The sequence below is a fragment of the Bacteroides sp. 3_1_13 genome (assembly GCF_001185845.1).
Lineage (GTDB): Bacteria > Bacteroidota > Bacteroidia > Bacteroidales > Bacteroidaceae > Bacteroides > Bacteroides xylanisolvens.
Genome location: NZ_KQ236956.1, coordinates 1,475,053 through 1,487,566, shown reverse-complemented (window position 1 = coordinate 1,487,566; position 12,514 = coordinate 1,475,053). Strand labels below are relative to the sequence as shown.

Genomic DNA, 12,514 nt, shown 5'->3' with positions numbered 1-12,514 from the left:
ATATATGCCCACATTCGTTCAAATTCTTGATTTTATAGGCACATTTGCCTTTGCTATTAGTGGTATCCGGCTAGCTTCGGCGAAACGTTTCGACTGGTTCGGCGCTTATGTGGTAGGACTTGCTACGGCTATCGGCGGCGGTACCATCCGTGATGTACTGCTCGACGTGACACCGGGATGGATGACTGACCCTATCTATCTGATTTGTACAGGACTGGCTTTGTTATGGGTCATCTGTTTCGGACGCTGGCTCATCCGGCTCAATAATACTTTCTTCATTTTCGATACCATCGGTCTGGCACTGTTTACCGTGGTAGGTGTAGGCAAGAGCATTGCTCTGGGGTATCCTTTTTGGGTGGCGATTATCATGGGTAGCATTACGGGAGCAGCCGGTGGGGTGATTCGTGACGTATTTATCAATGAAATACCTCTTATCTTCCGAAAGGAGATTTACGCAATGGCTTGCGTCGTAGGCGGTATTGCATATTGGATTTGCGATCTCGCAGGTATGGAGTCCTACGCTTGTCAGTTGATTGGCGGATCAGCCGTATTTCTGACTCGCATCTTAGCTGTGAAATATCACATTTGCCTGCCTATATTAAAAGGTGGGGAAGAGCCGGAAGAATAAAAAAGATATTGCCCGAGTGAATGTGTTCATATTGTTTCTATCGGATAGCTAAGAATTAATAGTTTATATTATAAAATTAGGCACGGATTACACGGTTGCTGTATGGTAATCATCATTCTAACAACCGTGTAATCCGTGCAATCCACGCCTAATAATACAAAAATATTTAGCCCGTTCTTCTTACTTGTTTTCTGTTTCTTACTTCTCTTCCTTTATATACAGCTCCCCCTGAAAACTAATGGACTGACGGTTTTGCATATTGACATCAATGCTTGCCGAACCATTGGGGAATACTTTGACTCTGTATTCATACCTGTCTTCGGGATTGCGTGCGATAAACTCGATGACGGCATTTCCTTTCTTATCCATTTCCATACTGTATTCTTTGAGCACAGCTTTAAAATTTAGCCCGTCGCCTCCGCCATAGGGGATGCTGTAAGCCCGTCCATAATAAGGCAGATAAGAAATGACCGAATCGTTTCTGATTTCCAGTGAGTAGGAAGATGTCAAAGGGATGGAGCGTCCGCGCATCGGCATGGCGGTGTTGACATCTATCTTGTAGTTTTCAGATTCAATCAGCTTCTTTACGGCTTCTTTCTTCTGTTCTTTCTTTTCCTTTTTACTTTGAGCCGAAAGGGTAGGGATGCCCACTAGCAAGGCTAGTAACAGCATAAAGATTTGTTTCTTCGTTCTCATATCAGTTGTATTTAGGTTGATGTATATATGTATAACAACCAAATATAAGAAAAAGACAGGGATAGTTCTGTTTCCTTTAATGAAAATTAAACAGAAATCCCTGTTATTTATAAGTTTAGACCAATTAAGGGCATAATCAACTTTTGAATAAAAACGCTTGGGAAGAAAATTAGAACAGGCTTTTAGAACTGTTCCAGTATTTCAATTCGTTTTTCAATGGGAGGATGAGTGGCAAACAATCCGTTGATTCCGCTGAATATACTTTTCGATTTCTTTTTAGGATTCTGTATAAATAATTGCGCCACGTCTTTCCTTTCTACTGCCTCTATGGCAGGATCTGCTGATATTTTGCGGAGAGCGCTGGCCAGTGCCAACGGATTCTTCGTCATTTCTGCCGATCCCGCGTCTGCCATGTATTCGCGTTTGCGTGAAATGGCAAAACGCATCAGGCTTGAGAAAAGATAACCGATGGCGGCTATCACTAAAGCGAGTAGAATGAAAAGAAAAATGCCGCCACTACCTTTGCTGTTGCTGCGTACACGTATGTGTGTGATGGTATATAGGGTGATTTCTGTCAGCATGGAAAAGATACCGACAAAGACGATGGATATTATCAGCAAGCGCACGTCACGGTTGCGGATATGACTTAGCTCATGCGCAATCACTGCTTCCAGTTCTTCATCATTCAGTTTTTTGATGATACCTTCCGAGAGGGTAACAGTGTATGTACGTTCATTGATGCCGCTTGCAAATGCATTCAGAGAACTGTCATAGATGATATTGATTTTCGGCATCTTCATGCCTTGCGACATACATAGGTTTTCCACCAGGTTGTAAACGCGCTTATTCTCTATACGATCCAGCGGTTTGGAACCGGTGGCAGAATTGATAATACTTGTGTTGGCCCAGTAGGCAATCAGAAACCAGATGATTACGATTCCCATGGTGTATGGCAACGAAGAGAGGAAGAAATGATTGACCATTGGCATTATTTCTATTTCCATACTCTTTCCGTATCCAAAAAGAACCAACAGGTAGCAGGATAAATAGAGGAGTGCTGCCACGAGACAGGGAAACAGGAACAGTAGAAACGCAGAGCGCAGATTATTCCGGCTCTGCTGTGTTTGGATTCCGACGTATTGCATGCGTGTTCAACTTTTGTAATTGAGTGGACGGTGTGAATAATGAGTTTAGAAACTTATTTTAGGTGCTTGATCCAGATTCGCACGTTCATTCTTCCCTAGGTCGAACATGATTTCTCTTTGGAATCCGGTCATTCCTGCTACTATATTCGATGGGAATGTCTGTACGGCGTTATTATATTCTTTAGTTGCCGAGTTGAAGTAACGGCGGACAGCAGCCAGTTTATTCTCTACATCAGCAATTTCTTCCTGTAATTGCAGGAAATTCTGATTAGCTTTCAAATCGGGATAAGCCTCGAGAGTGATTTTCAATCCTGCAAGAGCAGAGCTTAACTGGTTTTCGGCAGCTATCTTATCATCAATCGTTTTTGCGCCGACTGCACCGTTACGTGCCTGAATCACCCGGTCGAGCGTTTCCTTTTCGTGTGCGGCATATCCTTTCACGGTGTCTACCAGTTGGGGAATGAGATCATGGCGTTGTTTCAACTGTACATCGATGTCGGCGAACGCATTTTCACGATTGTTTCTCAATTTCACTAATGAGTTGTACATGGAAGCAAAGAAGATGCCCAGCAATACAATAATCCCTACAATAATAAGTATGGTCATAGCTTTTTGTTTTATTTAATAATATAAAATCAAAAGTAATCTATTTGGTTCTTTTAACCAAGTAGTAGGGGGTAAATTTCGCAAATACCACCTAAAAACTGTCAGAAAGCACCTAAAATCTGTCAATTGATAGAATTTCACCCTAAAAAATAACGGATCCTACCCTGCTTGATAAGCAAAATACCTTTAAACTTGCAAACATCGAGAAAAACGAAATATTAACCATAAAACCATTAAAGTATGAAAAGTTTAAGTTTCAGAAAAGATTTAATTGGAGTACAGGAAGAGTTGCTTCGTTTTGCTTATAAATTGACGGCCAACCGTGAAGAAGCAAATGACTTATTGCAGGAAACATCTTTAAAAGCATTAGATAATGAAGAAAAATATGTTCCGGACACAAATTTCAAAGGATGGATGTACACTATCATGCGCAACATCTTTATAAATAACTACCGTAAAATAGTACGCGATCAAACTTTTGTTGACACAACCGATAATTATTATCACTTAAATCTGCCACAAGATTCAGGATTTGAAAGTACGGAAGGTGCTTACGACCTGAAAGAAATGCACCGCATCGTCAACGCACTCCCCCGGGAGTATAAGATTCCTTTCTCTATGCACGTATCTGGTTTTAAATATCGCGAAATTGCAGAGAAATTAGGATTACCGTTGGGTACAGTGAAAAGTCGCATATTTTTCACGCGGCAACGTCTGCAACAGGAATTGAAAGATTTTGTATAATTGGGGGATAACACATATAAACAAGTTTATTAGCAGAAGGAGCAAAGAGATAGATTCTCATTGCTCCTTTCTTTTTTTATAACTTAATCGTAAATCACCTAATCGTCTAATCGTAAATTAAACTAGGTTATAAATTCTTTCTTGTTATTTGCTTTTCTTTTTTTTGCTTTTTTTCTTTTCAACGGCTTTCTCTTCCGGTGGGAATTTAGGAACCAGATTCATCAGCCGTAATATCTGACTTTGTCGTTTTAGTATGTATGACGAAGGTTTCGCCGAGTTAAATCGTATCGGGTTGGGTAGGGTGGCGGCGATGAGTGCACATTGTCCCCGGGTCAGCTTGTCGGCTGTTGTTCCGAACTTATTTTTTGCGGTTGCTTGTGCGCCGTAGATGCCATTTCCCATTTCTATAGAGTTGAGATAGACTTCCATGATTCGCTCTTTCGACCAGAAGAGTTCGATGAGAAACGTAAAGTAGACTTCGAGCCCTTTGCGTACCCACGACGATTGCGGCCATAAGAACACATTCTTGGCTGTCTGCTGACTGATGGTGCTTGCTCCCCGTTTCCGTTTGCGTGTTTCGTTTTCTTTCATCGCTTTCTTGATTTCTACGAGGTCGAACCCGTTGTGTTCGGCAAAACGGTTGTCTTCGGAGGCTATGACCGCCATCGGCAGGTTGGGAGATATCTTTTCAAAAGAAACCCACGTGTGCTTCCACGTGGGTTTATCTCCTGAAAAAACTTGCTGAACGCTTCGGATAACCATCAACGGAGTTACATAAACCGGCATGAAACGATAAATAATCACTGCCAGTAGTGTTGATGCAAAGAAGAAAATCAGCAGGTTGCGCGTATAGCGCAGTAATTTTTTAATTAGCGGCTGCTTGTGCATCTTTAATCATTTGCTCACTTGCGTACATGTATACTTCTACACGACGGTTTTGTTCGCGACCGGCAGCAGTGTCATTGCTTGCAACGGGATCGCTTTCACCCATTCCCTGTACACTCTTGATCTGATTGGTGGAAACACCGCAACTCAACAAGTAACTGGACACACTTTGCGCACGTTCTTGTGATAAGTTTAGGTTCTTTTGCTGGCTTTGTGCAGCAGTACTGTTCTTCCAGCCCTGGTTGTCGGTATATCCGTAGATAGACACGTCCATATCCCGGTTCTGGTTGAGCACATTGTTGGCAAACTTGCTTAAAGCAGATTTAGCAGCAGCACTTAGATTTGCATTACCGGTAGTGAAAAGAATACCCGAGTCGAATGTTACTTTCACGGCTTGCAATCCGTTGTTGTCTGTTATCTGTTCTACTTGTGCGCCTTCAATTTGTTTTGCTTCTGCTGCTGCTTTGTCCATCTTTTTACCGATAAGAGCACCTGTACCTGCACCTACTGCCGTACCAATAGCAGCACCGATAGCAGCACCTTTACCTTTACCGATAACACCTCCCAGGATCGCACCTAGTGCAGCGCCCGAACCACCACCGATAGCAGCACCTTTACCAGTGTTGTTCATACTTCCACAGCTACCAAATATCATGGCAATACTCATGAAGAGAACCATAAATTTCATCTTGTTCATAATGTTGATGTTTTTTAATTGGTTTATAAAAAATGTTTTTATACGAATCACTTCGCATTATTAATAACAATGCAAAGATACATATTATTTGGCAAGCGTGTACTTTTTAAGTTAAAATAACTCGGAAGAGCCCCTTTGTTTGTTAATAAAGGGAAATGATAATTATCCTTTTATCGTTGAAGGAACACTCAAACACTTCTTTTTAATAATAATGAACCAACTCAAAAGAATTAACCCTTTGGCAACCGTGGTGATGCAGACTGCCCACCAGATTCCTTCCACTCCCATGCCCATCCGTACAAACAGGATGGCAAGCGGAATACGCATATAGTTGCAACTGATGCTGATAATGGCAGGAGGGATGGTGCGTCCGATGCCGTAGAATACTCCCTGCATGGTGATTTCGAGCATCATAAAAAGTTGCGAATATCCGTCGATACGGAGGAACACACCTCCGGCTTCGTAGGCCGCCTGTTCGGGGACGAATATGGCAAAAACTTCATTCCCGAAGAAAACGAATAGTAATGTGCAGAATGTACCGAAGATTCCCGTCATCCATAAAGTCGTATACCAGGCTCTAAGTACCCGTTCCACTCGTCCGGCGGCGTAGTTTTGGGCGATGAAGGCACTTAGTGCGGTGGAGAATCCCTGTGAGGTATTCCAGGTGATTGCTTCAATTTGCCCTCCGGTGGTGAAAGTCATCAGGCCGATGTGTCCTCCCTGTTCCGAGGCGGTGCGGCAAAGGAACATGTTGACGAAGGCAAACAGCGTATTCAAAGTAGCCACGGGCAATCCCAGTTTAAAGATTCTCCGTGTATATTTTTTCTTTAGCCGCGTGAAGAAAGGGAAACCGCCAAGCAGGGCATCCCGGCAACGCAACTGATAGACGAAAATCAGGAAAACACTTGCTTCCGCAATCCAGGTAGCGTATGCCGCACCATTGGTTCCCAGCCCGAAACCGAAAATGAAGAGCGGGTCCAGAATGATGTTCAGTATCAATCCTGTGCCGCTGATAAAGAACGGGACTTTACTGCGCCCTGCCGCATTATAAATTCCGGTGAAAGCAGCGGAAAGGAAAATAAAAGGTAATCCGGTAGAAACAATCCGCAGGTATTGGATGGCATTGGCCGTAATATGATCCTCGAGTTCATAGATGCGTATGATAGGTTCTGCAAATATAAAAAGGAGTGTGCCCCAACAGATGGAAATAATCAAAGCAATCGTGATGTTATGAGATGCGAAACTGCGGGCATCTTCCTGGCTTTGCGCACCGATGGATTGTCCGACACTCACTTCAGATCCCACCTTATTTAATAAGGAGATAGAACCGGACATCCAGGTCAGGATTCCGACAGAACCGATGGCGGCTACGGCTTCACTTCCCAGTCGTCCTACCCACGCCATATCTGTGAGGCTATATGCCATTTGGATAAACGACGTTGCCATGATCGGCATTGCCAGATTAAACAGTTGACGATTGATAGGGCCTTGTGTCAGATTCTTTATTCCTTGCATATAATTTTTCTAATCAAAATGGGGTGCAAAGATACGCAAAATTACTATCTTCGCGCATCTAATTATTCATTAATCAAAGTACATAGATACTATGAAACAGAAATTTTCTACTATTTTTATCTTGCTGCTTCTCTTTTTTGCTGGTTCACGAGTGGTAGCGCAAAATGCTCCGAAACCTTTTGATATTGAACAACCTTCACTTCGCGTATTTCTTCCTGCGCCGGAACTGGCTACAGGACGTGCTGTGGTTGCGTGTCCGGGAGGTGGATATTCACATTTGGCATTCGAACACGAAGGCTGTGATTGGGCTCCCTATTTCAATAAACAAGGTATTGCATTGATTGTGCTAAAATACCGGATGCCGAACGGTGATCGTACAGTACCCATTTCGGATGCTGAAGCAGCAATGAAATTGGTGCGTGACAGTGCCGATGTCTGGAATTTGAACCCGAATGACATTGGTATCATGGGCTCTTCTGCCGGTGGCCATCTGGCTTCTACCATTGCCACTCATGCCAAGCCCGAACTTCGTCCGAACTTTCAGATTCTTTTCTATCCTGTGATTACGATGGATAAATCTTATACCCATAGGGGCTCTCACGACAACCTTTTGGGAAAAGATGCTTCTGCTGAATTGGAACTTGAATATTCTAATGAAAAGCAAGTGACGAAAGATACACCGCGTGCTTTTATCGTATATAGTGATGATGATAAAGTTGTTCCGCCTGCTAACGGAGTTAATTATTATTTGGCGCTGAACAAGAACAATGTTCCTTCAGTGCTTCATATTTATCCTTCCGGTGGACATGGATGGGGAATTCGCGAGGGTTTCCTCTATAAGAATGAAATGTTGGACGAACTGACGTCTTGGCTCCGTAGTTTCAAAGTACCTCATAAAGATGCTATCCGTGTAGCTTGCATTGGAAATAGTATTACGTATGGAGCACGTATCAAGAATCGTGATCGTGACAGTTATCCGGCTGTGTTGAGCCGTATGTTGGGAGAGGCTTATTGGGTAAAGAATTTCGGAGTCAGTGCCCGCACTCTGCTGAACAAGGGCGATCATCCTTATATGAATGAAAAAGCTTATCAGGATGCGCTGGCTTTCAATCCTAATATCGTTGTTATCAAGTTGGGTACGAATGACAGTAAATCATTCAACTGGAAATATAAGGCCGACTTCACGAAAGATTTGCAAACAATGGTCGATGCTTTCAAAGCGCTGCCAGCTCAACCGAAGATTTATCTTTGTTATCCTTCTAAAGCCTATCAGACCGGTGATAATATCAACGATGATATCATCTCTAAACAAATCATTCCGATGATAAAGAAGGTTGCCAAGAAAAATAACTTGTCTGTCATCGATCTTCACGCAGCAATGGACGGAATGCCCCAATTGTTTCCGGATAAGATCCATCCGAATGAAGAAGGGGCTAAAGTGATGGCAAAAGCTGTTTATCAGTCCTTGAAAAAGTAAAATAAGGAACTTGACGATTGTAAAATTTCCGGTTGAAATAATCTCTTTTAGAGAAAGTTTTAACCGGAAATTTTTTAGTTTAATCACAAATAATCTTCTTATAATATGCTAAAAAAGTGTCTTTCTGAAAGTTAGATTTGTTACCAATCTGTATTTTTGCGCCCGAAAAATAATAAAATGATAAATAGCGTTATGAATAGACTACAAGATTTTACCTTTTTCTCGCAGTTGATGGCTAACGCTAATATGGGATGGTGGAAAGCCAATTTATCAACTGCGAATTATGAATGTTCTGACTTTATAGTAGAGTTATTAGGTCTGGATCAGACCGGAGTTATTAGTTTTGAAGATTTCAATAAACGTATTCAGAAAGAGGAACAACTTTCTACAACTGTTCATTCTTATGGTGTGTATCAACGGCCGGAGGTGGTGTATTTGCTTGATACGGTGAAAGGATCTGTTTGGGTACGTAGCAAGGTATGCTTTCAAGAAACGGATGAAGACGGAAACGAAATCATTTATGGTATATCCGAAGTGCAAGATGGTCCTGATATGGCATCTGCTTACCAAGCTTTGCAATACAGTGAGCGTCTCTTATCTAACATTTTCAAGTGTTTGCCTATTGGTATCGAATTATACGATATGGATGGGGTATTAGTGGATTTGAACGATAAGGAATTAGAAATGTTTCATATAGAGAAGAAAGAAGACGTATTGGGTATCAATATTTTTGATAATCCTATTTTTCCGAAAGAAATGAAAGAACGGCTGAAGAAAAATGAAGATGCCGACTTTACTTTCCGTTATGACTTCTCGAAGGTTGGATCGTATTATCAGAATACCCAAAAACAGGGTACGATTGATCTGATGACTAAAGTGACTACATTATATAATAGTGAGCATCAGCCAATAAACTATCTATTGATTAATGCGGATAAGACAGAAACAACGGTAGCCTATAATAAGATTCAGGAATTTGAGGAGTTCTTTGAACTGGTCGGTGATTATGCCAAGGTCGGTTATGCCCACTTCAATATTTTGAGTGGACACGGCTATGCTCAAAAAAGCTGGTACAGAAATGTGGGTGAAGCGGATGAAACTCCGTTGTCCGACATCTTTGGCACATACCGGCATTTCCATCCCGATGACCGTGCCTTGTTGATTCGGTTTTTGGACGACGCACGAAAGGGACTTACTACCAAACTTAGCAAAGAGATGCGTGTTCTTAGGGAGGATGGCACATACACATGGACGCATGTCAATCTGTTAGTAAAGAAATATGCCCCGCAAGACCGGATTATCGAGATTATCAGCATCAATTATGATATCACAGAACTGAAAAGGACAGAAGAAATGCTTGTCAAGGCACGTGATAAAGCTGAAGCGTCCGATCGGTTAAAGTCTGCTTTCCTGGCTAATATGAGTCACGAAATCCGTACTCCTTTAAATGCTATTGTCGGCTTTTCAAGCCTGTTGACTAGTACGGAAAATGCAGCGGAAAAGGAACTATATAATTCTCTGATTGGACATAACAACAAACTATTATTAAATCTGATTAATGATGTAATTGATCTTTCTAAAATAGAATCCGGTTATCTGGAATTGCGTCCGGACTGGGTTAACCTTACCGAGCTTCTTGACGAGAGTGTAGCGGAGTATGTTCATCAAGTACCATCCGGCGTTGAACTTCTGACTAACTATCCGGCACATGATTCTCTGGTAGAACTGGACAAATTGCGTATCAAACAGATCTTGAGTAATTTCCTTTCGAATGCCTTAAAGAACACTACCACCGGACACGTGGAAGTCTTCTATGAGGTAGATCACCAATCTGTCAGAATCGGTGTTAAAGATACCGGTCGGGGCATCCCACAGAATATGCTTGAAAAGATATTCGAAAGGTTTGAGAAATTGGATTCCTTTGCTCAAGGGGCCGGTCTGGGCTTACCTATCTGCAAACTGATCGTCGAGAAGATGAACGGGCGGATATTAGTCGATTCCCAACTGGGGATAGGTACTACTTTTATAATCGAATTACCGTGTCGCTCTATGCTTGTAGAATAAGTATATGTGAAGAATATTAAAATAAAAATCCCTTGATAACGACTGATTATCAAGGGATTAATTTTATGTTTCGTGATCCGCCTGGGGCTCGAACCCAGGACCCCAACATTAAAAGTGTTGTGCTCTACCTGCTGAGCTAGCGAATCAATCCTTCAGTGCTTTCTTTCGAATGCGGGTGCAAAGGTAGAACATTTTTTTATAACTCCAAAAGAATTCAAACATTTTTCTTATCTTTGTGCCATTATCAACAATATATAATCATACATTATGGCTGCTGACGATAAAAAAATTATCTTCTCAATGGTAGGAGTGAGCAAAGCTTTCACTCCTAATAAGAATGTGCTGAAAGACATTTACCTGTCGTTTTTCTATGGAGCGAAAATCGGTATTATCGGTTTGAACGGTTCTGGTAAATCAACGTTATTGAAGATCATCGCCGGTTTGGAGAAATCCTTTCAGGGAGAAGTCGTGTTTTCTCCGGGATATTCCGTGGGGTATTTGGCACAGGAACCTTATTTAGACAACACAAAGACAGTAAAAGAAGTAGTGATGGAAGGTGTGCAACCCATTGTTGACGCACTGACAGAATACGAAGAAATCAATCAGAAATTCGGTTTGCCGGAGTATTATGAGGATCAGGATAAGATGGATGCTCTTTTTGCTCGCCAGGGTGAATTGCAAGATATCATTGATGCAACTGATGCATGGAATCTGGATAGCAAGTTGGAGCGTGCAATGGATGCTCTCCGTTGTCCGCCTGAAGATCAGCCGGTAGAAAATCTCTCCGGAGGTGAACGTCGCCGGGTAGCTCTTTGCCGTTTGTTGCTGCAGAAACCGGATGTGCTTTTGCTGGACGAACCTACCAACCACTTGGATGCAGAGTCTATTGACTGGTTGGAACAACATCTACAACAATATGAAGGTACGGTTATTGCTGTGACGCACGACCGTTACTTCCTCGATCACGTTGCCGGATGGATTCTTGAACTGGATCGTGGTGAAGGTATCCCTTGGAAAGGTAACTACTCTTCCTGGTTGGAACAGAAGACCAAACGTATGGAAATGGAAGAAAAGACCGCCAGTAAACGTCGTAAAACACTGGAACGTGAGTTGGAATGGGTACGCATGGCTCCGAAAGCCCGTCAGGCGAAAGGTAAGGCACGTCTTAACTCTTATGACAAATTGCTGAATGAGGACGTGAAGGAGAAAGAAGAGAAACTTGAAATCTTTATTCCGAATGGTCCCCGTCTGGGTAATAAGGTCATTGAAGCCAAACATGTGGCTAAAGCATACGGTGATAAATTGTTGTTTGACGATTTGAACTTTATGCTTCCTCCTAATGGTATTGTCGGTGTGATTGGTCCTAATGGTGCGGGAAAGACGACATTGTTCCGCCTGATTATGGGATTGGAAACAGTGGATAAAGGAGAATTTGAAGTAGGAGAGACTGTAAAGGTGGCGTATGTAGACCAGCAACACAGAGATATTGATCCGAATAAGAGCGTATATCAGGTAATTTCCGGTGGTAATGAGTTGATCCGCATGGGTGGACGTGACGTGAATGCGCGTGCATACCTTTCCCGTTTCAATTTCTCCGGAGGCGATCAGGAAAAACTCTGCGGTGTATTGTCCGGTGGTGAAAGAAACCGTTTACACTTGGCGATGGCTTTGAAAGAAGAAGGTAATGTACTGTTGCTCGATGAGCCTACCAATGATATCGACGTAAACACACTACGTGCTTTGGAAGAAGGTTTGGAAGATTTCGCCGGCTGTGCAGTAGTTATCTCGCACGACCGTTGGTTCCTCGACCGTATCTGTACACATATCCTTGCTTTTGAAGGAGATTCCAATGTATTCTACTTTGAAGGTTCATATTCAGAATACGAAGAAAACAAAATGAAACGTTTGGGAAATGAAGAACCAAAACGTGTTCGTTATAGAAAGTTAATGACTGACTAGTATAAAGTAATAGATTGAAGCATTTATAATGCTTTCTGTTTCAAAATAAAAGGCTCTGCAAATATTGTGGAGCCTTTATCGTTTTATAACAAGGGAAA

At 42.2% G+C, this 12,514-nt stretch carries 11 protein-coding genes and 1 tRNA gene; 5 read left to right on the top strand and 7 right to left on the bottom strand.

The genetic code is table 11. The annotated features are described in order from the left end of the window. Nucleotides 1-4: 4 nt before the first annotated feature. Nucleotides 5-628 carry a trimeric intracellular cation channel family protein gene (locus tag HMPREF9009_RS18565; RefSeq protein WP_004311582.1) on the top strand — a complete coding sequence of 208 codons (624 nt, stop codon included), beginning with the start codon at nt 5-7 and terminating at the stop codon, nt 626-628. A 198-nt stretch (nt 629-826) separates the two neighbouring features. Here HMPREF9009_RS18565 and HMPREF9009_RS18560 read toward each other — a convergent pair whose 3' ends face one another. From HMPREF9009_RS18560 to HMPREF9009_RS18550, 3 genes are all read right to left on the bottom strand, one after another. Beyond that, entirely contained in the window at nt 827-1,324 is a 498-nt protein-coding gene (locus HMPREF9009_RS18560; protein ID WP_008022096.1) for a DUF4251 domain-containing protein, read from the bottom strand. 182 nt (nt 1,325-1,506) lie between these two features. Then, nucleotides 1,507-2,469 carry a M48 family metallopeptidase gene (locus HMPREF9009_RS18555; RefSeq protein ID WP_008643886.1) on the bottom strand — a complete coding sequence of 321 codons (963 nt, stop codon included), beginning with the start codon at nt 2,467-2,469 and terminating at the stop codon, nt 1,507-1,509. A gap of 45 nt (nt 2,470-2,514) precedes the next feature. Continuing rightward, nucleotides 2,515-3,075 (bottom strand): LemA family protein, encoded by a 561-nt coding sequence (locus tag HMPREF9009_RS18550; protein WP_004311585.1) that lies wholly within the window; start codon nt 3,073-3,075, stop codon nt 2,515-2,517. A gap of 240 nt (nt 3,076-3,315) precedes the next feature. On the opposite strand from HMPREF9009_RS18550, the gene HMPREF9009_RS18545 reads away from it, so the two are divergent. Continuing rightward, nucleotides 3,316-3,819, top strand: coding sequence for an RNA polymerase sigma factor (locus HMPREF9009_RS18545; RefSeq protein WP_004300346.1), 504 nt, complete (start codon nt 3,316-3,318; stop codon nt 3,817-3,819). Between the two features lie 144 nt (nt 3,820-3,963). Here the strand turns inward: HMPREF9009_RS18545 and mtgA are convergent, their stop codons facing one another. The 3 genes from mtgA to HMPREF9009_RS18530 all read right to left on the bottom strand — a co-directional run bounded on the left by mtgA (nt 3,964) and on the right by HMPREF9009_RS18530 (nt 6,916). Beyond that, a complete protein-coding gene (mtgA, locus tag HMPREF9009_RS18540) occupies nt 3,964-4,707 on the bottom strand; it encodes a monofunctional biosynthetic peptidoglycan transglycosylase (protein ID WP_049702953.1) in 744 nt (247 codons plus the stop codon). Beyond that, nucleotides 4,685-5,401 carry a YiaD family glycine zipper/OmpA-like lipoprotein gene (locus tag HMPREF9009_RS18535; protein WP_004306354.1) on the bottom strand — a complete coding sequence of 239 codons (717 nt, stop codon included), beginning with the start codon at nt 5,399-5,401 and terminating at the stop codon, nt 4,685-4,687. The genes mtgA and HMPREF9009_RS18535 overlap by 23 nt, the downstream gene beginning before the upstream one ends. A 162-nt stretch (nt 5,402-5,563) precedes the next feature. Continuing rightward, nucleotides 5,564-6,916 carry an MATE family efflux transporter gene (locus HMPREF9009_RS18530; RefSeq protein ID WP_049702952.1) on the bottom strand — a complete coding sequence of 451 codons (1,353 nt, stop codon included), beginning with the start codon at nt 6,914-6,916 and terminating at the stop codon, nt 5,564-5,566. 91 nt (nt 6,917-7,007) lie between these two features. On the opposite strand from HMPREF9009_RS18530, the gene HMPREF9009_RS18525 reads away from it, so the two are divergent. Both HMPREF9009_RS18525 and HMPREF9009_RS18520 read left to right on the top strand, forming a co-directional pair. Next, nucleotides 7,008-8,393 (top strand): GDSL-type esterase/lipase family protein, encoded by a 1,386-nt coding sequence (locus HMPREF9009_RS18525; RefSeq protein WP_049702951.1) that lies wholly within the window; start codon nt 7,008-7,010, stop codon nt 8,391-8,393. A gap of 192 nt (nt 8,394-8,585) precedes the next feature. Next, complete coding sequence (locus HMPREF9009_RS18520) at nt 8,586-10,457, top strand: PAS domain-containing sensor histidine kinase (RefSeq protein ID WP_049702950.1); 1,872 nt, start codon at nt 8,586-8,588, stop codon at nt 10,455-10,457. A gap of 73 nt (nt 10,458-10,530) precedes the next feature. Here the strand turns inward: HMPREF9009_RS18520 and HMPREF9009_RS18515 are convergent. Beyond that, a tRNA-Lys gene (locus HMPREF9009_RS18515) sits at nt 10,531-10,603 on the bottom strand. 121 nt (nt 10,604-10,724) lie between these two features. Here HMPREF9009_RS18515 and ettA point away from each other — a divergent pair. Next, complete coding sequence (ettA, locus tag HMPREF9009_RS18510; protein ID WP_004311592.1) at nt 10,725-12,416, top strand: energy-dependent translational throttle protein EttA; 1,692 nt, start codon at nt 10,725-10,727, stop codon at nt 12,414-12,416. The last annotated feature ends 98 nt before the right edge of the window (nt 12,417-12,514 follow it).